Source organism: Mesorhizobium loti, from assembly GCF_013170705.1.
In the GTDB taxonomy this organism is placed as follows: Bacteria; Pseudomonadota; Alphaproteobacteria; order Rhizobiales; family Rhizobiaceae; genus Mesorhizobium; species Mesorhizobium loti_D.
In genome coordinates this window covers 5,716,329-5,740,554 of the sequence record NZ_CP033334.1, presented here as the reverse complement: position 1 = coordinate 5,740,554, position 24,226 = coordinate 5,716,329, and the positions used below count along the sequence as shown (strand labels likewise).

27 protein-coding genes are annotated in these 24,226 nt (G+C 63.7%); 14 read left to right on the top strand and 13 right to left on the bottom strand.

Annotation, left to right across the window (positions count from 1 at the left end; translation table 11 throughout):
- Positions 1-4: 4 nt before the first annotated feature.
- The 7 genes from EB815_RS28270 to EB815_RS28240 form a co-directional block, all read right to left on the bottom strand.
- Positions 5-424 carry a GFA family protein gene (locus EB815_RS28270; RefSeq protein ID WP_065005112.1) on the bottom strand — a complete coding sequence of 140 codons (420 nt, stop codon included), beginning with the start codon at positions 422-424 and terminating at the stop codon, positions 5-7.
- A gap of 142 nt (positions 425-566) precedes the next feature.
- Positions 567-1,121, bottom strand: a complete 555-nt coding sequence (gene moaB, locus EB815_RS28265; protein ID WP_065004951.1) for a molybdenum cofactor biosynthesis protein B — start codon at positions 1,119-1,121, stop codon at positions 567-569.
- A 1-nt stretch (position 1,122) separates the two neighbouring features.
- A complete protein-coding gene (locus tag EB815_RS28260; protein WP_065004952.1) occupies positions 1,123-2,010 on the bottom strand; it encodes a 4-(cytidine 5'-diphospho)-2-C-methyl-D-erythritol kinase in 888 nt (295 codons plus the stop codon).
- Positions 2,011-2,036: 26 nt separating this feature from the next.
- Positions 2,037-2,222: a membrane protein gene (locus tag EB815_RS28255; protein WP_013896713.1), complete on the bottom strand. Its 186-nt coding sequence runs from the start codon at positions 2,220-2,222 to the stop codon at positions 2,037-2,039.
- 139 nt (positions 2,223-2,361) lie between these two features.
- Positions 2,362-3,222 (bottom strand): S49 family peptidase, encoded by an 861-nt coding sequence (locus tag EB815_RS28250; RefSeq protein WP_056564104.1) that lies wholly within the window; start codon positions 3,220-3,222, stop codon positions 2,362-2,364.
- Between the two features lie 79 nt (positions 3,223-3,301).
- A complete protein-coding gene (locus tag EB815_RS28245; RefSeq protein ID WP_056564103.1) occupies positions 3,302-4,117 on the bottom strand; it encodes a tRNA1(Val) (adenine(37)-N6)-methyltransferase in 816 nt (271 codons plus the stop codon).
- Positions 4,117-4,341: a DUF2007 domain-containing protein gene (locus EB815_RS28240; protein ID WP_056564102.1), complete on the bottom strand. Its 225-nt coding sequence runs from the start codon at positions 4,339-4,341 to the stop codon at positions 4,117-4,119. Before EB815_RS28240 ends, EB815_RS28245 begins: the two co-directional genes overlap by 1 nt.
- 199 nt (positions 4,342-4,540) lie before the next feature.
- On the opposite strand from EB815_RS28240, the gene EB815_RS28235 reads away from it, so the two are divergent.
- The 6 genes from EB815_RS28235 (at position 4,541) to EB815_RS28210 (ending at position 10,634) form a co-directional block, all read left to right on the top strand.
- Positions 4,541-5,557: a polyprenyl synthetase family protein gene (locus tag EB815_RS28235; protein WP_065005113.1), complete on the top strand. Its 1,017-nt coding sequence runs from the start codon at positions 4,541-4,543 to the stop codon at positions 5,555-5,557.
- Between the two features lie 106 nt (positions 5,558-5,663).
- A complete protein-coding gene (locus tag EB815_RS28230; RefSeq protein WP_065004953.1) occupies positions 5,664-6,332 on the top strand; it encodes a GntR family transcriptional regulator in 669 nt (222 codons plus the stop codon).
- Positions 6,333-6,438: 106 nt separating this feature from the next.
- Complete coding sequence (locus EB815_RS28225) at positions 6,439-7,029, top strand: biotin transporter BioY (protein ID WP_065004954.1); 591 nt, start codon at positions 6,439-6,441, stop codon at positions 7,027-7,029.
- Positions 7,026-7,463 (top strand): DUF1284 domain-containing protein, encoded by a 438-nt coding sequence (locus EB815_RS28220; protein WP_056564098.1) that lies wholly within the window; start codon positions 7,026-7,028, stop codon positions 7,461-7,463. Before EB815_RS28225 ends, EB815_RS28220 begins: the two co-directional genes overlap by 4 nt.
- A gap of 183 nt (positions 7,464-7,646) precedes the next feature.
- On the top strand, positions 7,647-9,422 hold the full coding sequence (locus EB815_RS28215; protein WP_056564096.1) for a tetratricopeptide repeat protein: 1,776 nt from the start codon (positions 7,647-7,649) through the stop codon (positions 9,420-9,422).
- A 291-nt stretch (positions 9,423-9,713) separates the two neighbouring features.
- On the top strand, positions 9,714-10,634 hold the full coding sequence (locus tag EB815_RS28210) for a glycine--tRNA ligase subunit alpha (protein WP_171883367.1): 921 nt from the start codon (positions 9,714-9,716) through the stop codon (positions 10,632-10,634).
- A gap of 1 nt (position 10,635) precedes the next feature.
- On the opposite strand, the gene EB815_RS28205 is transcribed toward EB815_RS28210, so the two are convergent.
- On the bottom strand, positions 10,636-10,812 hold the full coding sequence (locus EB815_RS28205; RefSeq protein WP_171883324.1) for a hypothetical protein: 177 nt from the start codon (positions 10,810-10,812) through the stop codon (positions 10,636-10,638).
- 60 nt (positions 10,813-10,872) lie between these two features.
- Between EB815_RS28205 and EB815_RS28200 the strand changes: the two genes are divergently transcribed.
- The 3 genes from EB815_RS28200 to EB815_RS28190 all read left to right on the top strand — a co-directional run bounded on the left by EB815_RS28200 (position 10,873) and on the right by EB815_RS28190 (position 14,087).
- Positions 10,873-11,463 (top strand): endonuclease domain-containing protein, encoded by a 591-nt coding sequence (locus EB815_RS28200; protein ID WP_244493900.1) that lies wholly within the window; start codon positions 10,873-10,875, stop codon positions 11,461-11,463.
- A gap of 75 nt (positions 11,464-11,538) precedes the next feature.
- The gene (gene glyS / locus EB815_RS28195) at positions 11,539-13,695 is read left to right on the top strand and encodes a glycine--tRNA ligase subunit beta (protein WP_056564085.1); all 2,157 of its coding nucleotides are present in this window, start codon (positions 11,539-11,541) and stop codon (positions 13,693-13,695) included.
- A 110-nt stretch (positions 13,696-13,805) separates the two neighbouring features.
- Positions 13,806-14,087: a hypothetical protein gene (locus EB815_RS28190; protein WP_056564082.1), complete on the top strand. Its 282-nt coding sequence runs from the start codon at positions 13,806-13,808 to the stop codon at positions 14,085-14,087.
- Positions 14,088-14,166: 79 nt separating this feature from the next.
- Here EB815_RS28190 and EB815_RS28185 read toward each other — a convergent pair whose 3' ends face one another.
- Both EB815_RS28185 and EB815_RS28180 read right to left on the bottom strand, forming a co-directional pair.
- A complete protein-coding gene (locus tag EB815_RS28185; RefSeq protein WP_056565636.1) occupies positions 14,167-14,556 on the bottom strand; it encodes a hypothetical protein in 390 nt (129 codons plus the stop codon).
- Between the two features lie 177 nt (positions 14,557-14,733).
- Positions 14,734-15,174: a hypothetical protein gene (locus EB815_RS28180; RefSeq protein WP_056565634.1), complete on the bottom strand. Its 441-nt coding sequence runs from the start codon at positions 15,172-15,174 to the stop codon at positions 14,734-14,736.
- 176 nt (positions 15,175-15,350) lie between these two features.
- Between EB815_RS28180 and EB815_RS28175 the strand changes: the two genes are divergently transcribed.
- The 3 genes from EB815_RS28175 to EB815_RS28165 all read left to right on the top strand — a co-directional run bounded on the left by EB815_RS28175 (position 15,351) and on the right by EB815_RS28165 (position 18,516).
- Entirely contained in the window at positions 15,351-16,325 is a 975-nt protein-coding gene (locus EB815_RS28175; RefSeq protein WP_056564079.1) for an L-threonylcarbamoyladenylate synthase, read from the top strand.
- A 9-nt stretch (positions 16,326-16,334) separates the two neighbouring features.
- Positions 16,335-17,765, top strand: coding sequence for an FAD-binding oxidoreductase (locus EB815_RS28170; RefSeq protein ID WP_056564068.1), 1,431 nt, complete (start codon positions 16,335-16,337; stop codon positions 17,763-17,765).
- Between the two features lie 184 nt (positions 17,766-17,949).
- Complete coding sequence (locus tag EB815_RS28165) at positions 17,950-18,516, top strand: DUF6101 family protein (protein ID WP_056564066.1); 567 nt, start codon at positions 17,950-17,952, stop codon at positions 18,514-18,516.
- A 95-nt stretch (positions 18,517-18,611) separates the two neighbouring features.
- Here the strand turns inward: EB815_RS28165 and ubiA are convergent, their stop codons facing one another.
- Together ubiA and EB815_RS28155 are read right to left on the bottom strand one after the other, a co-directional pair.
- Complete coding sequence (gene ubiA, locus EB815_RS28160) at positions 18,612-19,595, bottom strand: 4-hydroxybenzoate octaprenyltransferase (protein ID WP_056565631.1); 984 nt, start codon at positions 19,593-19,595, stop codon at positions 18,612-18,614.
- A gap of 67 nt (positions 19,596-19,662) precedes the next feature.
- Positions 19,663-20,574, bottom strand: a complete 912-nt coding sequence (locus EB815_RS28155) for a LysR family transcriptional regulator (RefSeq protein ID WP_056564063.1) — start codon at positions 20,572-20,574, stop codon at positions 19,663-19,665.
- A 90-nt stretch (positions 20,575-20,664) separates the two neighbouring features.
- Here EB815_RS28155 and EB815_RS28150 point away from each other — a divergent pair, with 90 nt between their 5' ends.
- Together EB815_RS28150 and purD are read left to right on the top strand one after the other, a co-directional pair.
- Entirely contained in the window at positions 20,665-21,486 is an 822-nt protein-coding gene (locus tag EB815_RS28150) for a phytanoyl-CoA dioxygenase family protein (RefSeq protein WP_056564061.1), read from the top strand.
- Positions 21,487-21,639: 153 nt separating this feature from the next.
- Positions 21,640-22,917 carry a phosphoribosylamine--glycine ligase gene (purD, locus tag EB815_RS28145; RefSeq protein ID WP_056564057.1) on the top strand — a complete coding sequence of 426 codons (1,278 nt, stop codon included), beginning with the start codon at positions 21,640-21,642 and terminating at the stop codon, positions 22,915-22,917.
- A 17-nt stretch (positions 22,918-22,934) separates the two neighbouring features.
- Here purD and EB815_RS28140 read toward each other — a convergent pair whose 3' ends face one another.
- Positions 22,935-24,032, bottom strand: coding sequence for a glycoside hydrolase family 25 protein (locus EB815_RS28140; protein WP_056564054.1), 1,098 nt, complete (start codon positions 24,030-24,032; stop codon positions 22,935-22,937).
- Between the last annotated feature and the right edge of the window lie 194 nt (positions 24,033-24,226).

The following is a 24,226-nucleotide window of genomic DNA, read 5'->3' as shown; positions in this document are numbered from 1 at the left end:
GCGATCAATCGAAGCTGATCTCGCCCGGCATCCAGCGGAGGCGACGCCTGGCAGCGCGTTGCTCTCTGCTTTCCCCGTCGAAATTGACAGGGAGAGGCTCGCGGCTGAACGCCTTTTGGTCGTCCAGGGCATTGATGATGACGATTGCCTTCGTGTCGTCTCCGGTGATCGCGGCGACATAGACGCCGCAATCTGAGCAGATCAGATAGTCGGCCGTCCTCAACCCGAAGCGGTATCTGCGCAACCGCGCGATATCCCTGACCGAGATGGTCAGCCTGCCGTCCGGATCGGCCACGGCGCGCGAGCCATGCTTGATGCAGAACGAGCATTGGCAGGCGCGGACCTCGATTTGCGATGGATCGCGTTCGGTTGAAAATCGAAGGCCTATGTTGCCGCAATGGCATCCGCCGGTATGCTCGTTCATCGCATCGTCCTCGCCGGGATCGGCTATTGCCGTTCCAGGAAAAGGTACTTTCTCCGGCATCCGCTTTGGAATGGCGTTTCGAAGGCGCCGGCGCCGTTCTGCCTGGCAAACGCGGCGTGAAACCGGGCTTTGCCCTCAGCTTTTACGGAGCCGACTTGCCGCGCCGCAGATGTTCGTCCAGGCGCGGCATGATCTCGACGAAGTTGCACGGCATGTGGCGGTAGTCGAGCTGCGCCTTCAGGATGCCGTCCCAGGCGTCCTTGCAGGCGCCGGGCGAGCCCGGCAGCACGAAGACGAAAGTGGCGTTGACGACGCCGCCGGTCGCCCGGCTCTGGATCGTCGAGGTGCCGATCTTGTCGTAGGAGATGCGGTGGAACACCTCTGAAAAGCCGTCCATGCGCTTTTCGAAGATCGGCTCCAGCGCCTCCGGCGTCACGTCGCGCCCGGTGAAGCCGGTGCCGCCGGTGGTGATGACGACATCGATATTCTTGTCCCGCGACCACGCCAGGACCGTGTCGCGGATCTTGTCGCGATCATCGGTGACGATGTCGCGGGCGGCCAGGATATGGCCGGCCTCGGTGATGCGATCGGCCAATGTCTGGCCGGATTTGTCGTCGGCAAGGCTGCGCGTGTCGGAAACGGTCAGCACCGCGATGCGAACCGGAATGAAAGAACGGCTCTCGTTAATCCCAGCCATTTCATTCGGCCTCCGATGCGATGCTGCGCGTCGCCGCGACGAACCAGTCGGGCTGGCGGCCGCGTATTTCGGCTGCCGCCCGCTTGGCGACATTGCCGGTCTCGAACAGGCCGAAGCATGTCGCGCCCGATCCGGACATGCGTGAAAACCCCGATCCGGCCTTGTCAAGCCACGACAGCGCCCGGCCTATGGCGGGCTGCAGCGCCACTGCTACCGGTTCGAGATCGTTGCGGGTGACCTCCAGCCAGTTGCGCAGGCTGTGAAAATCGATGCTGCGCGGCAACGGCGCCAGTGGTTCATTGTCGCGGCGCGACAGGGCTGCGAAGATGTCCGCCGTCGAGACCGGCGTGCCCGGATTGACCAGCACCAGTCCAAGCGCCGAAAAATCCGGCACCATCGACAGTTCGTCACCAATGCCGCGCGCCACCAGCGGCTTTGCCGCCAGGCACATCGGGACGTCGGCGCCAAGCGAGAGACCGATCCGTGCCAGCCTGGCGTCGTCGATGGCCAGGTCCCATGTCCGCACCAGTCCGCGCAATACGGCTGCCGCGTCACTCGATCCGCCTCCGACGCCGGAGGCGACCGGCAGGTTCTTTTCGAGTTTTATGGCGACGGGCGGAGTTCGCTCTGAGCCAGCCTCTCGTCGCAGGGCATCGCGCGCCCTCAGCGCGAGATTGCTGGCATCCAGGGGAACTGACGGCGCATAGCGGCCGGACACGGTGAAATCGTCGCTGTCGGCGAGTGCGACTTCGACCCGGTCGCCAAAACGCGTGAACACCGCCAGGCTTTCAATCAGGTGATAGCCGTCAGGCCGCCTGCCGGTGACATGCAGCGCCAGATTGATCTTGGCATGCGCGGGCCAAGTGCGCGAACCGATCTCGGTGTCCACGGCGTCAGTCGTGTGGGGGATGATGCTCAGTCCTTGGCCAGCCGGTATTCGCCGGTCTTCGGATCCTTGACCAGCGTCCCCATGGCGCCGTTGGCCGCCTGCTTTTCAGTCCGCCGCACCTTGGCGGTCACGCGCTCGGCTTCCCGGACGAAAGTGCGGTAGCCGAAATAGGCGGCGACGCCAACGACGGTGAAGAAAATGATCTGCGGCATGTCAAAACTCCTCCCACGCTGGGCCGGCGAAGGCGGCGGTCGGGTCGGTTGATGCATGTTGCCCAAAACTGCGTTCGGTTTTGGGAAAACGACATGCATTAGACTACAAGCGCTCATGCTAGACGGTTTCGCCCGGTTTTCAAAGCCCGAAGCGAGCCCACAGCGCGCGCTCTTCCGCCGCATCGATGATGCCGCTGGCGGCAGCGCCGGCGATATCGGGCGCCGAAAAGCCCTTGCTCGAGCCGAACAGGCCGAAGCGGCTGAGGAAGCCGCGCGGCGCCGAGACCAGCCTGAGTTGGGTCTTTGCCCCGAACCGGGTCTTCAGCACGGTGCGCATGTCGCCGAGCGCATCGACGAGGCCGAGTTCCAGGCCTTTCTTGCCGGTCCAGAACAGGCCGGTGAACAGGTCCGGATCGTCCTTCAGTCTCGTGCCGCGCCGCTCCTTGACCAGATCGATGAACGTGTCGTGCACCTCCAGCTGCAGTGCCTTCAGCCGCTCGACGTCCTCCTTCTTCTCGGGCTTGAACGGATCGAGCACAGCCTTGTTCTGGCCGGCGGTGTGGACACGGCGCTCGACGCCGATCTTCTTCATCAGTTCAGGAAAACCGAACGAGGCCGAGACTACGCCGATGGAGCCGACGATGGAGGAGGGATCGGCAAAAATCTCGTCACCGGCGACCGCGATCATGTAGCCGCCGGAGGCGGCGACGTCCTCGACGAAGACCAGAACTTGTCTGTTCTTTTCGTTCGCCAGGTCGCGGATGCGCTTGAAGATCAGCCGCGACTGCACCGGCGAACCGCCGGGCGAATTGATCGAGACGGCGACCGCCGGCGCGTCGAAGGAAAAGGCCTTTTCGATGAGGCCGGCGGTGGAGGCCAGCGACAGGTTCTGCCTGAACTGGCCGCCCGACATGATGGTGCCGTGCAGTCGGATGACCGGAATGGTGACGACGGTGGAGCGCCAGGATTTCGGGAGCAGGCGGTTGAAAAGACGTTTCACGAGGACGCGGTCTCCGGTCGATGGGTTGCAGGCATGTAGGGATTTCCCGGCCAACGGCAATGTGGCGGCCAGGAATAGCTCAATCTCCAAACAGCGAGGCGAGACCGTTGGTGATCATTTCGCTGCGTTCGTCGGGGCCATTGCCCGATTGCGCATGCAGCATCAGGGGCGGACGGATGGCGAGTTTTCCGCGGGTTCCCAGCGCGGCGCGTACGACGATGCGGATCGCCGCTGCGTCGGGGCGAGGGTGCACGGCGAGCATCTCGGCATCGCCGAAACGGCCTGCGATCGCGTCGAGGATGGCGCCGAGCTGTTCGGGCCGCGCGATGACGGCCAACCCGCCGCGCGGCTTGACCACCGCCGCCGCACTTCGGATCCAGCTTTCGAACAGCCCGTCCTCCATGACATGGGCTTCCTTTCTCAGCCGGTCAGGCGTGGCGCGGTCCCGGGCGGGGTTGAAGGGCGGGTTCATGATGACGTAGTCGAAGTCATTGTCGGCCAGACCTGCCGCCGCCCGGGCCTGGCCGGATACCGTGACATCGGCGACGAGCACGGATGCACGATCACTGAGATGGGCATTGCCGGGATGAGCAAGGGTGGCCGCCGCAAAGGCCGCCATTTCCGGCGCGCGTTCGACCAGCACGGCCTGGGCCGCCGGGCATCGCGACAGCACGGCCAGGCCGGCGGCGCCTGCGCCGGCGCCGAAATCGGCGAGGCGTCCGCCAAAGGCGGATGGTACGGACGCCGCCAGCATCATCGCATCCATGCCAGCGCGATGGCCGCCATGCTTGGGCTGCACCAGCCAGAACCGGCCGCGATGGAAGGCGTCGACCGTATGGGCCGGCGTGTCCGGGCCAAGGGTGTCAAGGGCAGGGGCGGCTGGCGCGGCCGGCATTATTTTGTGCGGATCTCGTTGGCGATGCCGGCGTCCGTCAGGATACGCCGCGCGGCATCGACCTGATCGGCGTCGACCATGACGCGTTTCTGCAAAAGGCCGATCGACCCTTCGAGAATGCTCATATTCTGATCGGCGACAAAGCAGGCGATGCCGGCGTCGCGCATCAGCGATTCGACGAAGGAGATGATCACGGCATCGTTTGTGCGGACAAGTTCTATCATCCGATGAAACTCGCAGTTTGCGCTATTGATGTAAACGGGCGGAGATTCCCTGGCCGGGCCTCGCTCCTCCAGCGGTTGACAGGCTGTTACCGGCGCCGCGCCAATTCGCCACTTGCCGTGGCCGTGTCCGCCGCCCTAGAGTCCGTATCGGGACTAAGGGTGCCGTCGCACGCGTTTTACCAAGACGGGAGTGATTGTCGTGGGTGTCGTTCTCAACATCGAAAACGGGAAGCGGGAACCCGCCTCCATCAAGGATCTCATCGATCTGACGGCCACCGATATGGGGCGCGTGAATGAATTGATCCTGTCCAAGGCCGGCTCCGACGTCGAGATGATTCCCGAGGTCGCCAACCATTTGATCTCGTCCGGTGGCAAGCGGCTCAGGCCGATGCTGACGCTCGCCGCCGCGCAGATGTTCGGCTATGCCGGCGAAGGCCACGTCAAGCTCGCCACCTCGGTCGAGTTCATGCACACGGCCACGCTTCTCCACGACGATGTCGTCGACGAGAGCGGCATGCGACGCGGCAAGAAGACCGCCCGCATGATCTGGGGCAACCAGGCGAGCGTGCTGGTCGGCGACTTCCTGCTCGGCCAGGCCTTCCGCATGATGGTCGACGTCGGCTCGCTCGAGGCTCTCGACATCCTGTCGAGTGCTGCCTCGATCATCGCCGAGGGCGAGGTCATGCAGCTTGCCGCCGCCAAGAACCTCGAAACCACCGAGGATGAGCATTTCGCCGTCATCAAGGCCAAGACCGCCGCGCTGTTTTCGGCCGCCGCAGAAGTCGGCCCCGTCATTGCCCAGGCGACCCGCAACGATCGCGCGGCCCTGCGCTCCTACGGCATGAATCTCGGCCTTGCCTTCCAGCTGATCGACGATGCGCTGGATTATGGTGGCACCAGCAAGGATCTGGGCAAGAATGTCGGCGACGATTTCCGCGAGGGCAAGGTGACACTGCCGGTCATTCTCGCCTACCGGCGCGGCACCAAGGCCGAGCGCACCTTCTGGAAACGTGCCATCGAGGACAACATCGTCGACGATGCGGGCCTGGAAAAGGCGATCGGCCTGATGACCCGCCATGGCGCCATAGCCGACACGATCGGGCGAGCCCGCCACTTCGGCGAGATCGCCCGCGATGCGTTGGCGCCGCTGGAAGAAACGCCGCAGAAGTCGGCGCTGATCGACGTCATCGATTTCTGCATCAGCCGGGTGAACTGAGAAGGCCGGCCTTTCCCGGAATTCCTTGGTTTGTGCTGGGGAGAACGCCGATGAATACGGCCTCGCCGTCTCGACAAGCTGCCCTGCCGCAAATTATCTATAAAACATGGCAAAGGGCACGGACGACACCATCGCGGTGCGCATCAGCAAGGCGCTGGCGGACCGCATCATCTCTGGCGCGATAGAGCCGGGGGCCAGGCTGCGCCAGGATCATATCGCCGAGGAATTCCATACCAGCCATGTTCCCGTGCGCGAGGCGTTCCGCCGTCTCGAGGCGCAGGGCTTGGCCGTCAGCGAACCGCGCCGCGGCGTGCGCGTCGCCGCCTTCGATCTTGGCGAGGTCAAGGAGGTCGCCGAAATGCGGGCGGCACTCGAGGTGCTGGCACTGCGCCACGCCGCGCCGCACCTGACGTCAGCCATTCTCGATCTCGCCGAGGAAGCGACCAAGGCCGGAGACAAATCCCGCGACGTCAGGTCATGGGAGGAAGCCAATCGCGCCTTTCACCGGCTGATCCTGGCGCCATGTGCCATGCCCCGCCTGCTCGCCACCATCGACGATCTGCACGCCGCCAGTGCCCGCTTCCTGTTCGCGGCATGGCGATCGGAATGGGAGACGCGCACCGATCAGGACCACCGGGCAATCCTGACCGCCTTGCGGCAGGGAAACACCGAATCGGCCGCTGCAACGCTGGGGCGCCATGTCCAATGGATCGGCCGCAAGCCGGTCAGGACGGCCTCGGGCGCGACGCGCGAAGCCTTCGCGATCGTCGGCTAGGCAGTCTTTGCACAGCCAAGGCTTGCTATCTCCTGGGAAATGTGGATTCGATAATAGATCGAAAAAAGAAATTATCTATAATTTCAATCGGTCGAAGGAAATCCCTATGACAGACATCGCATTCACGTCCCGCAAGCCGTCCTTCAGCCCGCTTCGGCTCCAGGATCGCTCGCTCGCCTGGCAAGTTGGAGCCGTCGTGCTCGGGACGCTGTTCCTGGCGCTGTCATCCTACATCGAAGTGCCGATGGTGCCGGTGCCGGTGACCATGCAGACTTTCGCGGTGACATTGATCGGTGCGCTTTATGGCTGGCGTCTTGGCGCGATCACCATCGCTGCGTGGCTTGTCGAAGGCGCGGCCGGCTTTCCGGTCCTGGCCGGCGGCGCTGCCGGCGCCGCGCATTTCGTCGGGCCGACCGGCGGCTATCTCTTCGCCTTCCCGGTCACCGGCGCGTTGGTCGGCTGGCTGGCCGAGCGCGGCTGGAACGGCAACAGGGTGGTGCTTGCCTTTGCCGCCATGCTGCTCGGCAATCTGGCCTGCCTGGCTCTCGGCACGGCATGGCTTGCCGTCATGATCGGTGCCGAGCAGGCCATAACCTTCGGCTTCCTGCCGTTCATCGTCGGCGGATTGCTGAAGTCGGCGCTCGGCGCGGCGACACTCATGGCGCTTCGCGGCAAGGCCAAGCCGGCCAATCCGTGACGGTCAGGCTGCGCGCCCACCACCTCCTTTGCCTGCTCACCTATGTGGGCAAGGGATACAGCCCCGCCTTCACCGCCAATTATGACGCGATCGCGGAGCGCCTGAGCCGGGGCGAGGACATCCTCCTCGTCTCCGGTCCGGATGATGTGTGCGCGCCGTTGCTCGACGGGCCGGAACCGCATTGTCTCAACGAGAGCGTCAGCGAGCGGGACCGGCTAGCGGCACGCGATGTCGAGGATTTGCTGGCCCTGCCAATCCAACCCGGCGTCCGCCTCGATCTCGATGCGGCAACACTGGCACGGATGCGCCGGGCGTTTTCGGCTGGCGGCGTACGCAAGGCTTGCTGCGGCTGCGAATGGAACGAGTTGTGCGGAGCGATAGCGGCCGGCGGCTTTCCCGATACCAGGGTGCAGCGGTCCGCCGTACCGCGCTGACCTTGACGCGGGCTTTTCCCCGGTCGAAAATCTGTTCCAGCCATGGTTTGTTAATCGGCTGACCCGATTGTGAATTTCAGGCGGATTGAAGCGCGACCCCAAAAAGGCCATGCTTTGCCCGGAAAGATCGAGTCTACGTCGATCCCGCTGACGCGGAGATGGCGCCTGGCTGAAAGGGATACGATGCAGCAAGGACGTGCGCGCTGGCTGACAAGGCTGGCAATTGTGACGGGCATGGCGATCTCGGCTTTGCCTGCCTATGCCAAGCAATCCACCGAACCGGTCAAGATTTCCTCGTTCTCGGGTGCCTATCTGGCTGCCCGGATCGCCGAAGGTGACAACGATCTCGACAGCGCCATCGCCTACTACAAGCAGGCCCTGGCCTTTGACCCGAGCGACACCGGCCTGCAACAGAGCCTGATGCTGTCGCTGATCGCGCAAGGCCGCTTCGACGAATCCCTGGTCTATGCCGACAAGCTCAAGGAAGTGCCCGATGTGGAGCGATTCTCGCGCCTGGCGCTGGCTGTCGATTCCTTCCACAAGAAGGATTTCACCAAGGCGCAGTATTGGCTCAAGCTGTCGCTGGAATCCGACCTCGACCGGCTGATCTCCGGCGTCATGTCCGGTTGGGCCCAACAGGGCGCCGGCCAGGCCAGCGATGCAATGGCCTCCATCGACAAGCTTCAGGGCCCCGACTGGTTCGGCCTGTTCAAGGCCTTCCACCGCGCGCTGATCGCCGATGCCTCCAACATGCCCGAGAAGGCCCAGGCGATCTACGCCGCGACGATGCAGGACACGGCCGCCGGCGGCGCCGCGCCTGAAACCTGGATGCGCAATGCCCAGGCCTATGCCTCGTTCCTGGCCCGCAAGGGCGACAAGGCCAAGGCGATATCGGTGCTGGATCAGGCTGAAACGTTTTCGCCGGGCAAGCTCGAAATCGTCTCCTTGCGCGACAGGATCGCCAAGGGCGACAAGATCGCGCCGTTTGTCTCGGGTCCGTCCGATGGCGCTTCCGAAATCCTGCTCGATCTCGCCACCGCGCTCAACCGTGGCGGTGGCGAGCCGTTCGTCCGTCTTTACCTGCAATACGCCCTGGCTCTGCGGCCCGACAGCGACGCTGCCCTCGTGCAACTCGCCGCCGTCGCCGAACAGCTGAAGGACGGCGAGGGCGCCATCGCGCTCTATCGGCGCATCCCTGATTCTTCGCCGCTGAAAGAGCTTTCGGACTTGCAGCTTGGCCTCAACCTTGCCGATCTCGATCGCCATGACGAGGCGATCACTCACCTGAAGGCTTTCGTCGACGCCCATCCCAACGACATGCGCGCCTATCTGGCGCTCGGCGGCGTCTATTCCTCCAAGGACGATTTCCGCTCCGCCGCCAACCTCTACGACAAGGCTGTCGAGGTGCTGAAGACGCCGACCGCGGCCAACTGGAACATCTTCTACCAGCGCGGCATCGCCTATGAGCGCCTGAAGGAATGGCCAAAGGCCGAGCCGAATTTCCGCAAGGCGCTGGAATTGCAGCCGGACCAGCCCCAGGTGCTGAACTATCTCGGCTATTCCTGGGTCGACATGAACACCAACCTCAAGGAAGGCCTGGCGATGATCCAGAAGGCCGTCGACCTCAGGCCGAGCGACGGTTACATCGTGGATTCGCTGGGTTGGGCCTATTTCCGGCTCGGCAGGTTTGATGACGCGGTGCGCGAGATGGAGCGTGCCGTATCGCTGAAGCCGGAGGATCCGGTTCTCAACGATCATCTCGGCGATGCCTACTGGCGCGTAGGGCGCAAGCTGGAAGCCACCTTCCAATGGAACCAGGCCCGCGACCTGAAGCCCGATCCCGATGTGCTGGCCACGCTGCAGCAGAAGCTGATGAAGGGCCTGCCGCCGATCGAATCCAACACGGCGCAGGAAACACCGAAGGTCAAGCCCGAGCCGGTGCCCGCCCCGAAGGGGTGAAGTCGGCTTTTTGAATGCGAACGGGGCTTCTTTGGCAGCCCCGTTTTCCATTTCGGGCGTGGGCTTGCCAGAATTCAGCTCGGGCCGGCATCACCTGAATATCAGCTGACCCTGGAACAGGGGACGAAGCAGATCGCAGTCTTCCGGCAAACCTTCAACGTTGCGCGGCACCCTCTCGGCGTCCGCATCCGGCGTGCCTTGCTTGACGCTTCGCCGTCGTGTCTCTAGGACGTGCCGGCAAGCTAGCCTTTGCTGTCGAGGCCACCCGTGACGATTGAAATTCCCGCCCATATGCATCCCAGCCGCTCGTTCCAGGGGCTGATCCTGACCTTGCACAATTACTGGGCCGCCTATGGTTGCGTCATTCTCCAGCCCTACGACATGGAGGTCGGCGCCGGCACGTTTCATCCGGCAACGACGCTGCGCGCGCTCGGACCGCGTCGTTGGAACGCCGCCTATGTCCAGCCTTCGCGCCGTCCCAAGGACGGCCGCTACGGCGAGAACCCGAACCGGCTGCAGCATTACTACCAATACCAGGTGATCCTGAAGCCGAATCCGCCGAACTTGCAGGAACTCTATCTCGGTTCGCTCCAGGCGATCGGCGTCGACCCGCTGCTGCATGACATCCGCTTTGTCGAGGACGACTGGGAAAGCCCGACGCTGGGCGCCTGGGGTCTTGGCTGGGAATGCTGGTGCGATGGCATGGAAGTCTCGCAATTTACCTATTTCCAGCAGGTCTGCGGCATCGAATGCGCGCCGGTGGCCGGCGAACTGACCTATGGGCTGGAGCGGCTGGCCATGTATGTGCAGGGCGTCGACAATGTCTACGACCTCAACTTCAACGGCCGCGAGGGCGCCGACAAGGTGACCTATGGCGACGTCTTCCTGCAGGCCGAGCAGGAATATTCGCGCCACAATTTCGAATACGCCAACACGGCGATGCTGCTCAGGCATTTCGAGGATGCCGAGGCCGAGTGCAAGGCGCTGCTCGATGCCGGTGCGCCGGCCTCGAACGACAATCTGCCGATGCACAAGATGGTTTTCCCGGCCTACGACCAGTGCATCAAGGCCAGCCACGTCTTCAACCTGCTCGACGCGCGCGGCGTGATCTCGGTCACGGAGCGGCAGAGCTACATCCTGCGGGTGCGCAATCTGGCGAAGGCCTGCGGCGAGGCCTTCTTGAAGACGCAGGCTGGTGGTTTGGCGGCCTGAGTCAGGCCCCCTTCATCATTTCGAGGGAAGCGTGGGCCGGCGACAGGATCTGGCCGCTTTGTCCGGCCATCGTCCGCAGCGCCTGCCGTACGCCCGGCATCGAGAAGGTGCCGTGGACCTGCGCGGTGAAGCAGGCGCTGAGCGCGAGGATCTGCAGAAGTCTGGATGCCGTTTTCATCGTCGTTCAGCCAATAGTTCCCTGCCTGAGCGTGGGTCGCTTCAGCGCCGCGTTCGGTTCATGGAAATCTTTGATCCAAGGACGGGCCGGATCGCCGCGTCCCGACAGGGCAGCCAAAGTTTCTGGAAATCAGCCGAAGTCGGCGATCACCTCGCGGAAAGGGTGACAGCGGCCAGCCGAGTTGCTATGCCCTCTTACCTCCCCCTAGATGGGGAGGTCGCCGCGAAGCGGCGGGTGGGGGTGCTGGCGCGACTTTCCATGCCGAAACTCGATCGGTTCAAGCTGCTGTCCGCGCAACGGCTTCGTGCGGCAATGACCGACGAGGAGCGCATCTTGTGGCGGCATCTATGGCGCATTCCAGTCGAAGACACTCATTTCCGCAGGCAAGCGTCGGTCGGTATCTACTTCCCTGATTTCATCTCACATCGGCTGAAGTTGATCGTCGAGGTGGACGGCGCCCATCACAGCCTCGATGACCCGCAACGCCATGACGAGCGTCGAACAAGATGGTTTGAGAGCCAGGGTTATCGCGTGATCCGCTTCTGGAACCATGAAATCAAAAACGAACTGGATTCCGTGCTCGATACGATTTATGCGGCGGTGGAAGAACGAAAATCCCACCTTGGCCCGCGAGACGCCGAAGGCGCTTGAGACCGAGACGCCGCCACCCCACCCCGGCGCTAACGCGCCGACCCTCCCCATCAAGGGGAGGGTGAGGAGCTAACCATGCCTGACCTGCTTCTAGAACTCCGCTCGGAAGAGATCCCCGCCCGCATGCAGCGCAAGGCGGCTGGTGATCTCAGGAAGATGCTGACCGACGGTCTGGTCGAGGCGGGGCTGACCTATGAGGCGGCGCGCGAGTACTGGACGCCGCGGCGTCTGGCGCTCGACATCAGGGGCCTGACGGCGCGCTCGAAGGATATAAGTGAAGAGATCAAGGGGCCGTCGACGACGGCGCCCGAGCAGGCGGTCCAGGGGTTCCTGCGCAAGGCCGGCCTGTCTTCCATCGCCGAGGCACATGTCCACTCCGATCCGAAGAAGGGCGACTTCTATGTCGCTCACATTTCGAAGCCGGGCAGGGCGGCTGAAGAGATCATCGCCGAACTGGTGCCTGGCATCATCCGCAATTTCCCCTGGCCGAAATCGATGCGTTGGGGGCCGGCCTCGGCCAAGCCCGGCTCGCTGCGCTGGGTGCGGCCGCTGCAATCGATCCTGTGCACCTTCGGCCCGGAGACCGAGGAGCCTGTCGTGGTCGATTTCGAGATCGACGGCATCCGCTCCGGCAACACCACCTATGGCCACCGCTTCCTGGCGCCCGGCGAAATCACCGTGCGTCGCTTCGACGATTATGTGAGCAAGCTGGAGGCCGCGAAGGTCGTGCTCGATGCCGAGCGGCGCAAGGAGATCATCCTCGCCGACGCCCGCAACCTCGCCTTTGCCAACGGGCTCGATCTGGTCGAGGACGATGGGCTGTTGGAGGAAGTGTCCGGGCTGGTCGAATGGCCTGTCGTGCTGATGGGTGAGTTCGAGGAGGCATTTCTCGCCATTCCGGCCGAGGTGATCCGGTTGACCATCCGCGCCAACCAGAAGTGCTTTGTCACGCGCCCGCAAGGTGAAGGCGAAACGCTGTCCAACCGCTTCATCCTCACTTCCAACATCGAGGCCAGGGACGGCGGCAAGGAGATTGCCCACGGCAACGGCAAGGTGGTGCGCGCGCGCCTCTCCGACGCGCTCTATTTCTGGACGACCGACCAAGGCGATCTGCCGGACCTCGGCCAGCTCGAAGCGTCGGCAAAAAAGTTTGGGCTCGATCTGAAGAAGCCGCTCGACCAGCGCATGGCCCGCCTCGACCATCTCGGCGTCACCTTCCACGCCAAGCTCGGCACGCAAGGCGAGCGGGTGGAGCGGATCCAGCGATTGGCTGGGGAATTGGCGCCGAACGTCGGCGCTGAGCCGGCGCTCGCCGCCCGCGCCGCGGTTCTCGCCAAGGCTGATCTCACCACCGAGGTGGTCGGCGAGTTCCCCGAACTGCAGGGGGCCATGGGCCGCAAATACGCGCTGCTGCAGGGCGAACACCCCTCCGTGGCCGCGGCCATCGAAGAACACTACAAGCCGCAGGGCCCGTCCGATTATGTGCCGAGCGACCCGGTGTCGGTCGCCGTCGCGCTCGCCGACAAGCTCGATACGCTGGTCGGCTTCTGGGCGATCGATGAAAAGCCGACGGGGTCAAAGGATCCTTATGCGTTGCGTCGCGCAGCGCTGGGCGTTGTGAGGATTTTGGTCGAGAATCGAATTCAATTGCGGCTCACTTCCCTTTTTGCAAAGGCTGGTGCCCGGTATGCGGGGGGCGGCGTGGAGCAGATCCGAGACCTCCTGGCCTTCTTCCACGACCGCCTGAAAGTCTACCTCCGCGATCAGGGCGCCCGGCACGATCTCATCGACGCCGTCATCACCCCGCAGTCCGACGACCTCCTGCAGATCGTCCGCCGCGTCGAGGCGCTCGGCTCTTTCCTTGACACAGAGGACGGCAAGAACTTGCTCGCCGGCACCAAGCGCGCGGCCAACATCCTGGCTGCCGAAGAGAAGAAGAAAACGGCGGTCGCCGAAGCCGTTGAGCCGGCTCTGTTCAAGGAGAATGCCGAGAAATCGCTGTTCGCGGCGGTGAATCAGGCCGAGAAGCAAGCCGGCGAAGCGATTCAAAACGAAGACTTTTCCGCCGCCATGCTGGCGCTTAGCGCGTTACGCGAACCCGTTGATTCATTCTTTGAAGGCGTTCTCGTGAATGATGAAGACCTGGCGGTGCGGGCCAACCGTCTTGCGCTTCTCACGCGCATCCGCGCGGCCACGGGGCAGGTCGCTGATTTCTCGAAAATCGCCGGTTGAGCGCCCAGGAAAAATATCTTCCGGCCGGCCGTTCGAGCCGGCTTACAGTCATATGACGATGATCTCTGCGTGGCAAAAGGGACATGTTCCCCAACCCAACGGAGGCTTCCATGAATTCCGATCACGAAATCGAAGTGACTGAAGAAACCTCGGCCGGCGCCGAGGCGCTTGAATCCGCTTCCGAAACCGCCATCGATCACGCCGCCGCCGCCGCGGTCGAAGCCGCCGATCTGTCGGATGACGACGATGCCGATGACGAAGAAGGCGACGATGAAGACGGCGAAGAGTCCGACGAAGACGACGATGAAGCCGTGAAGGCCGAAGGCGACGACGCCGAGGACGAAGAAGACGCCGAGTCCGACGAAGACGACGACAAGGAAGAAGCGGCCTGAGATTTCAATCCGGTTTTGTCGGGAAGAAGGGGCGGCGCATCGGCGCCGCCCTTTTTGTCGGTCGTCCCGAACTGACTTGTCAGTTCTCCAGGACGCTGACCCGCACGCTGTTTTCGTAGACATCGACCTGGATCAGCGGTTCGCCGTTGACGATGGCGCGCTTGGTCGAGGAACTCATCGCGCCGGGACGTTCCAGCATGCGCTGCAGATCGGCGCGCTGGTCGTTGGTCCTGAACCAGGCATCACCCTCATCGTCGCGGTCGCGGCGATGGAATTTGTGCCAGTTGGCGCGGTCCTGCCGCACCATCTGCGCGGCGCTGTCCAGCGCATAGCCGTCGCTCGCCTGGTGATCCCGATCGGAAATACGCGCCACATAGGATCCCAGCATGTCATCGGCTTGCGCCGCGCTGGCACCCAGCATCGATGCCAGCAAAAGCGCGGCCACGGTAACTGTCTTGGATAGTCTCATGATCAACCCCCTTTGAACGACGAAGTCGTCTGCCAGAGCCGCCCCTTGGCCTGAATCGCTTGACCAAATCCAGGCGGCTTCGAGCGGTCAGATACTTCAAGGCGAACTCGCGCGGCAATGGTGCGCAGGGCGCCGTCAAGCTGTCAACGATCTGGCCAGTCCAGCAATTTGTGGCCGCTACTTGACCTTGTTGGCCCCGGGAGCGGGCGTCGGTGCGGCTGCCCGTGCGGTCGGCTTCTTCTGCGTGCCCGACGCCGGAACCGCCGAGGCGGTCGCCTGGGCTGGAGCAGGAGCGGGGGTGGCGGTCGTGGCAGGTGCCTTGACTAGCGTCGGTTTCGAGAAGTCGCCGCCGGCCACGCCGCCACGAATGATCATCGGGCCCTGTATGAAACCGTGCCGTGGCTCGGGCGCGTTGGGGATCGCCGCCACCTTTTCATCAGTAACCTCGGGTTCGCCGAGCTCGACGACGGACAGCACGTCGCTTGCTCGGATGCCGTCCGCCTTCACGACAAGGATGGAGGGCGTCGCGGCCGGCGCGCCGGGAAAGACAAGTGACGAGGCCTGAACTCCGCCGCTCAACGCCGCCAGAGTGATCCCCAACAGGATACGCACAGACACGATGACCACTCCCCTTTACCAGGCCCTGACGGTAGCGGACCGGAATTGATGCCGGCTTTCGCGAAAACGTAGCATTTTAGGAATTGATAATTCGCCAAGACCCTCTCTTGCCCAACAGCCGGCTTGCCCAATAGCCGCCATCGTACTACGCAGCCGGCATCTGCGAGGTGACGAGAGTGGCTGAGATACTTGCCGTCGACGAAGCGTTGGAGCGGGCGCTGGCTCTGCTTCGGGGCGGCGATGTCGTGGCCATCCCGACGGAGACCGTCTACGGGCTTGCCGCCGATGCCACTAACGGCATCGGCGTAGCGCGTATCTTCGAGGCCAAGGGGCGGCCGCGTTTCAATCCGCTGATCGCCCATGTCGCTGACATGGCGATGGCCGAGCGCATCGCAATATTCGATCCGCTGTCGAGGAGACTGGCGCAGTCGTTCTGGCCGGGTCCGCTGACGCTGGTGCTGCCGCAGCGGCCCGGAAACGGCATCCATCCGCTAGTCACGGCCGGGCTCGATACGATTGCCTTGCGCATGCCGAGGGGCTTTGGCGGTGACCTCATCGCAAGACTCGGCCGGCCACTTGCCGCGCCCAGCGCCAACTCATCCGGCAAGATCAGCGCGACGACCGCACAAGCAGTGGCGGCGGATCTCGGGACGCGCATCAAGCTGGTGGTCGATGCCGGCGCGACGCCGGTCGGGCTGGAATCGACCATCGTCAAAGCCGAAGGGGCAGGAGTGCGCTTGCTTCGGCCAGGGGGCGTCTCCGCCGAGGAAATCGAAGCGGCCATTGGCGTGAAACTGTTTCGTGGCGGTGCCGCCGGCATCGAGGCGCCGGGCATGCTTGCCTCGCACTACGCGCCGGGGGCAGGGGTGCGGCTCAACGCCGGAACGGTAGGCAAAGACGAAGCCCTGCTCGGCTTCGGGCGCCAGCGGGCCGAAGGCTGGCGTGATGCCGCAGCGTTCCTCAATTTGTCTGAAACCGGTGACCTGCGCGAAGCGGCAGGCAATCTTTTCGCCTATATGCAGGAACTCGACCGCAGCGGCGCGCGCACCATCGCCGTCGAGACGATTCCATTCGACGGGCTTGGCGAGGCCATCAACGACCGGCTCTCGCGTGCCGCCGCCCCTCGTGACAATGTACAGCCCGCACCGTAGTTTTCCCACATGACCGACATTTCGCAAAAACTCGATCCCGCTCTCATCGATCGCTTCGCCGCCATCGTTGGCGAAAAATACGCGCTGCGCGACGAGCAGGATATCGCGCCCTATCTCATCGAGCGGCGCGGGCTCTGGCATGGCGTGACGTCGCTGGTGCTGCGGCCGGGCAGTGTCGACGAGGTCAGCAGGATCATGCGGCTTGCGACCGAGACGGGAACGCCGGTCGTGCCGCAAAGCGGCAACACCGGCCTGGTCGGCGCCCAGGTGCCGGACAGATCCGGCCGCGAGATCATCCTGTCGCTGTCGCGGCTGAACCGCATCCGCGAGATCGATGTCCTGTCGAACACGGTCACGGCGGAGGCCGGCGTTATCCTGCAGACGCTGCAGGAGGCGGCCGACGCCGCCGACCGGCTGTTTCCGCTCTCGCTGGCCGCGCAAGGCTCCTGCCAGATCGGCGGCAACCTGTCTTCCAATGCCGGCGGCACCGGCGTGCTTGCCTACGGCAACGCGCGCGAACTGTGCCTCGGGGTCGAAGTGGTGCTGCCCACGGGCGAGGTGTTCGACGATTTGCGCAAGCTGAAGAAGGACAACACCGGCTACGATTTGAAGAACCTGTTCGTCGGCGCTGAAGGCACGCTTGGCATCATCACCGCCGCAGTGCTCAAACTGTTCCCCAAGCCGAAAGGGCGCGAGGTCGCATTCGTCGGGCTGTCGTCCGCCGAGGCGGCATTGGCGCTGTTCAGCCTGGCGATGGACCGCGCCGGCGCTTCGCTCACCGCCTTCGAATTGATCGGCAAGAGACCTTACGACTTCACGCTCAGGCATGGTCAAGGTGTGGTGAGGCCGCTGGCCGATGATTGGCCTTGGTATGTCTTGATGCAGGTTTCCTCAGGCCGCTCGGATGCCGACGGCCGGGCCCTGATCGAGGAGGTGCTGGCGGATGGTCTCGAGCAAGGCATCGTTGGCGATGCGGTAGTCGCGGCAAGCCTTGCCCAGGGCGACGCTTTCTGGAATTTCCGCGAGACGCTACCGGAGTGCCAGAAGCCGGAGGGCGCCTCGATCAAGCACGACATCTCGGTGCCGATCGCATCGATCCCCCGGTTCATCGAACAGGCGGCCGGCGCGGTGGCATCGGTCAGTGCCGGTGCCCGCGTGGTCTGCTTCGGCCATATGGGCGACGGCAACCTCCATTATAATATCTCGCGACCGCTCGACGGCGATGACGAGGCGTTTCTCGCCCTCTACCATCCCATGAACAAGGCCGTGCATGATGTCGTGCGGTCCTTCCACGGTTCGATCTCCGCCGAGCACGGCATCGGCCAGTTGAAGCGCGACGAACTGATCGCCACCGCGCCGCCGATGGCCATCGATCTGATGCGCCGGGTGAAGGCTGCCTTCGACCCTGCCGGCATCATGAATCCCGGTAAGGTTATCTGATCCTTTCAACATCTTGTGCCCGGTGGCATTCCGATAACCATCCCTGAGATCAGCAAAATTTAACCGACTTTCTTAAGCGCGGCGGTAAGGAGCCCACGCTACTGTTTCCCCATAACGAGGCCGGGAAAACTGGCCCGGAGAGAACCGGACACCGGCTCTCAGGAGACAGACAGGAAGGCACTCTATGAACACTGGACTGAAGCCAGTCTGGGCGGGACGCAACATGCGCCTCGACCCATTCCGCCTGCCGCAGGTGGTTAGCTACGCCACACGCGACGACTATGGCGACGTGACCTTCACCATCGACCAGCGCGGCGCCGTGATCCGTCGCATGCTGGAGATGAGCGGCGTGCCGGCGATCATCGCGCTGCCCGCCAACGCGTTCCGCGGCGTTGCCGCCCGCGCGATGGAGGATCCGGACGGCAATGTCACGGTTACCCTCGAACTCCTGCACAACGACCCAATGCTGTCGGTGCCTCTGCTGGTGGCCGACGACCTCGATGATGTCGCCGCCGACTGGCGCGCCTGGGCCGATGCCTACCGCCTGCCGATGCTCCTGATCGAATCGGATGGCGTTGCCCGCACGCTGGAGGAATCGCTCGGCGCCGCCATCAAGACGCTGCCGCCGCAGGATCGCCGCAAGGGCCGCATTTCGACCACGCGCCGCCCGCGCTTCCTCGCCCGCCGCAGGGCCGGCAACCTTGGTCTCAGGCTGGTCATCGGCGGCCAGGAGATCATTTCAAGGGATTGAGAAGCGGTTGCGCAACGAACGAAAAGCCAATTGCTTGGCTTTTCGAGCTTCGAACGCCCTGAGCCTGCGAAGGGCTGGGGCGCGGAAAAAAGTCACTACACCAGCGGCTTCAGTGCGACCCACAATGCGCCGCCGATCAGGCCGAGGAAGATCAGCCAGCCGACCTGGTTGTTCGACCGGAACAGCCGCAGGCATTGGTCCGCATCGTTGATATCCAGAACCGTGATCTGGCGGGCCATGTGGGCGCCGGCGGCGATCAATCCGGCGAGCGCCACCACCGGCGCCTGCGCCGAGGCGAAGGCGATGGCGAAACAGACCAGCGTACCGCCATAAAGCCCGGCCAGCCACGCCTTGGTGTTGTCGCCGAACAGCCGTGCCGTCGAACGCACGCCGACAATGGCGTCGTCTTCCTTGTCCTGATGCGCATAGATCGTGTCGTAGCCGATCACCCACAGGATCGAGCCGATATAGAGCATGATGGCGGGGCCATCGAGATCGCCGAACTCGACCGCCCATCCCATCAGTGCACCCCAGGAAAAGGCAAGGCCTAGGAACAGTTGCGGCCAGTTGGTTATCCGCTTCATGAATGGATAGATGGCCACGATCGCCAGTGAGCAGACGCCGAGCAGAATGGCGAAGCTGTTGAACTGAATGAGCACGGCAAGGCCGACCAGGGCCTGCAGCACAAGGAACAGCCAGGCCCGCCGCCGCGTGGTCTGGCCGGACGGCAGCGGGCGCGAGCGGGTGCGCTCGACCTGGTTGTCTATGCCTTCGTCGACGATGTCGTTGTAGGTGCAGCCGGCGCCGCGCATGGCGATGGCGCCGACCAGGAACAGCACGAGATACCATGGCGCCGGCAGCAGCGAGAGCAGCGGGTCGCCGGGGCGCGGATAGGCGCTCGCCGCGAGCGCCGCCGACCACCAGCACGGCCACAGAAGCAATTGCCAGCCGATCGGCCTGTCCCATCGCGCAAGTTGCGCATAGGGCCAAACCGCGCGCGGCAGCACGCGGTAGACCCAATGGCCGTTCGGCGCATCGGCGACACGGCCCTGGGCCGCTTTCGATTGGATAGGTTCCATGTCCATGGAGTGGCAGCAGGCGCGGAACCCGTCAAGCGGCAAGCGGACGAGGGGCGACTGTCACCCGTCATGAGGTAAAGATATCGCGGGTCGAAGACCAGGATTTTGCCGCCTCGACGAACGCGAGTGCCGCGTTCGACACGCGCTGATGCGTGTCATAGGTGAGAATGATCCGCTGCATCGGCAGCGGGTCCGACAGCGGCTTGCAGATCAGGGGCAGGCCGTCGTAGCTGCGGTCACCATGCGGCCGGGTGTAGCTGACGGCGACACCAAAACCGTTCGCCACCATGCTGCGCTGGAGTTCGAACGAACTCGTCGCCTTGTCGGCCACTGGCGAGAGACCACGGCTGCGGAACAGATCGAGCATATGCTGCCAGCTCTGCGGCTGGTTCGTGGTGATCAGCGGATAGGCGGCCAGATCCGCGAGGCTCACTTCGGGGCGACCCGCTAGAGCATGGCCCGCCGGCAACAGCGCGTGCGGTCGCAGTTCGTGCAGCAGGATGCGGGCGAAATGCGTGGGCAGACCGAGATCGTAGCTGAGCCCGAGATCGATGGCTGCGTCCGCCAGGCGTCGTCCGAGCGTCTCGAATGTCTCGTCGCGAACGATGACGTCGACACTTGGATGGCGCTCGGAGAAAGCGCGGATGAGACCCGGCGCGAAATAAGGCGCCAGATCCTCGAAACATCCAAGCACCAGCTCGCCGCCGATAACTGAATTGCCCGAACCGAGACTCATGAGTTCATCGGTCTCAGCAAGAACCTGTTTTGCCTTCGCCACGACGACACGGCCGAACGAGGTCAGCGAAACGCCGCTTCCGCGCTGGCGCACGAACAGTTTTTGGCCGAAATCCTTTTCGATGGCGTCGATAGCCACCGAAATCGACGGCTGCGAGATATTCAGAGTTCTGGCCGCTCCGGTGACGCTGCCGTGGCGGGCGACAGCGACCAGATAACGCAACTGGGTGAGGGTGAGGTTCATAGTTTCAGTCTATATGTCAGATGAGAAGTTATTATTTTACTGAATAAGCGATCGTTGCGATAGTCGTCTCGATCCTGAAAGGAGGACACAATGGCTTCCCAGACTGCTGCCCACGCAATCGACACCGATATCATCGACGCGGATATAATTGCCGACTACCAGCGTGACGGCGCAGTCTGCATTCGCGGCGCCTTCAAGGGTTGGGTCGACACGATTGCCGCCGGCATCGAGCGCAATATGCAAAACCGCAGCGCCACCGCGTCCGACATCGCCAATGGCAAGGGCAGTTTCTTCGACGATTACTGCAACTGGGAGCGTATTCCCGAATTCGTCAGGGTGGTGCGCGAATCGCCGGCCGCCGAACTGGCGGCGGCGGTGATGCAGTCGCGCACCGCGCAGTTCTTCCATGATCATGTGCTGGTCAAGGAACCCGGCACCCAGAAGCCGACACCCTGGCATCAGGATATCCCCTATTATTTCGTCGATGGCCAGCAGACGGTGAGCTTCTGGATCCCCATCGACCCGGTAAAGGAGGCGACGCTGCGCCTGATCGCCGGCTCGCACAAATGGGACAAGATGATCCTGCCTGTGCGCTGGCTCGACGACAGCAATTTCTACGCCGGCGAGGGCGACTACCTGCCGGTACCCGATCCCGACAACGATCCGTCGATGAAGGTTCTTGAATGGGAGATGGAGCCAGGCGACGCCATCTTGTTCGACTTCCGCACAGCGCACGGCGCGCGCGGCAACCCGACCGCGGCACGGCGCCGGGCGCTGTCGCTGCGCTGGGTCGGCGACGATGCCCACTATGTCGAGCGGCCGGGCCGCACCTCGCCGCCCTATCATGGTCACGGCATGCAGCCGGGCCAGAAATTGCGCGAGGACTGGTTCCCGGTGGTTTTTCCCGCCTGAAGCGGGCTGGAAAATCGGCGGCGATGGCCGGCGCCGGGTTTCGGCCGGGATAACGTTCCCGTGTGCAATTTTGATCAAAACACCCTGGTGTCTTGACCCGTCGCCCGGAGAGCAATAGCGGGTGCTCTCCAGGGTTTGCATCAAGAGGTGGCCATGAACGTTCTTCTTCTCGGCTCCGGCGGCCGCGAACATGCGCTTGCCTGGAAGATCGCCGCCTCGCCGCTGCTGACCAAGCTCTACGCGGCCCCCGGCAATCCGGGCATCGGCAGCGATGCCGAGCTGGTGAAGCTCGATATCACCGATCATGCCGCCGTGGCCGCCTTCTGCCGGGAGAAAGAAATCGACCTCGTGGTGGTCGGCCCGGAAGGGCCGCTCGTCGCCGGAATTGCCGACGACCTGCGCGCGGAAAACATCCGCGTCTTTGGGCCTTCGAAAGCCGCCGCGAGGCTGGAGGGTTCGAAGGGTTTCACCAAGGATCTCTGCGCGCGATACAACATCCCGACCGCCGCCTACGGCCGTTTCGGCGATCTGGCCTCCGCCAAGGCCTATCTGGAGAAGACTGGTGCGCCGATCGTCATCAAGGCCGACGGGCTCGCCGCCGGCAAGGGCGTTACCGTCGCCATGACGCTGGACGAGGCGCTGGCGGCACTAGATGCCTGTTTCGAGGGATCCTTCGGCGCCGCCGGCGCGGAAGTGGTGATCGAGGAGTTCATGACCGGCGAGGAGGCGAGCTTCTTCTGTCTCTGCGACGGTACCACCGCACTGCCCTTCGGCACGGCACAGGATCACAAGCGCGTTGGCGACGGCGACGTCGGCCCCAACACGGGTGGCATGGGCGCCTATTCGCCGGCCCCGGTGATGACGCCTGAGATGGTCGAGCGCACCATGCGCGAAATCATCGAGCCGACGATGCGCGGCATGGCCGATCTTGGCGCGCCCTTCGCCGGCATTCTCTTCGCCGGGCTGATGATCACCGACAAGGGGCCGAAGCTGATCGAATACAACACCCGTTTCGGCGATCCGGAATGCCAGGTGCTGATGATGCGGCTGAAGGACGATTTGCTGGTGCTGCTCAATGCCGCCGTGGACGGCCAGTTGGCGCACACTTCCATACGCTGGCGCGACCAGGCGGCGCTCACCGTGGTGATGGCCGCGCGGGGCTATCCCGGCACGCCGGAAAAAGGCTCCGTCATCCGCGGCGTCGAGCAGGCGGCGGGCGAAGGCGCCCAGATCTTCCACGCCGGTACCGCCATCAATGGCGGCGCGCTGGTTGCCAATGGCGGCCGTGTCCTCAATGTCACGGCAACCGGAGCCACGGTCCGCGAGGCGCAGGCGCGGGCCTACGCCGCGCTCGACCGGATCGACTGGCCGGACGGATTCTGCCGTCGCGACATCGGCTGGCAGGCCGTGGCGCGCGAGCAGGCGAGCTGAAATTAGGGCGTAGCGGCCTATTGCTGACCGCGGTCGATTTCGGTCGAAGCGGTGCTGACCGGATCGGCCCCGGCGAAAGCGGCGTCGAGCTGCTCGGGCGAACGCTGTTCGGTTCGCTTCCAGGCGACATATTGCACAATGCCGAAGCCCGGCCTGCGCGGCACCGTCTTCACCACAGGCATGTGGAACCCGTCGCGGAATTTCGACCAGCGCGAACCGAGCACGGCGACCATTTCCTCGAACGTCGGAGGCGTTGCCACATCCGCATAGATCAGGGTCGCCTTGCCCGCGAGCGCTGCCTCGCGCGAGAGCGGCACCGGCACGCTGGCAAGATAGTCTGATGGCACGTCGATCAGCCCGCCAAACGGCCATTGCTGGCGCAGCGTGGCGGCATCGGTCGGCGCGACGTTGACGTCGATATCGTTGGGCGTGCCGGCAACCCTGTAGGGGCAACGGAAGCGGCCGCAATTGGCCTGCGCGGAAAATTGCCAGAGCGCATAGCCTTGCCAGTTGCCCATCGGAAAATGCACGTCGATATCAGGCCTGTAGCGCGCGTACCAAAGCGGCAGCCGCGACAGAAGCCGGTACTTGTAGCGATTGTCGGCGATGTACTGGGCCGTCTTGCCGTTGGTATAGAGCACCGGGAAGCGGCCCATGCGCCGATGCACCTGGCGCACGAACTCCTCGGCATCGTCGAGCGACATCCACTGCGAGGGATCGTTGCCCTCGAGGTCGAGAACCATGAGATCGTCCGGCGCGGGATCGGCAAAATCGAGGAAATTGTTCGCCTGCTCGACCGGATTGCCGGGGCGGGCCAGGTGATAGGCGCCCCACTTCATGCCGAGCGCCTTGGCCACGACCCGGCGCGTCTGGAACAGTTCGCGGGTCACCGCATGGCGTTTCCACAGCGCCTTGCACAGCTTCACGTCTGTATCGCTGCCAGAACAGAAATAGGGCGGCGGCATGCCGTCGGAAGCCTTGTTGATGAATCCGACGATGCGCTTGTCGGTGGCAAGTTGCGCCCAGTCGATGGAATTGTATTCATAGGCATCGACCACCAGGGCGCGGTCGGCATTCTTCCACGGCTCGGAGAAATTCGAAGCCTGTGCCGCCATCGACAGCCCCAAGGCCGCCGCGAAAGCCAGAGGCGTCAGTGCGTGTCGCCAGAAAATATACAGAGGTTTCAGAGAAGCGGCATGCCCAGGGAAAAAGGGTCTGGCGAGCGTTGGCACAGCGCTCTTTGAACGGCGATGGAAACGCCTTTGCAATTTCAAAACAGGGAATCCCCGTTGATCAAAGGCAAATCCTG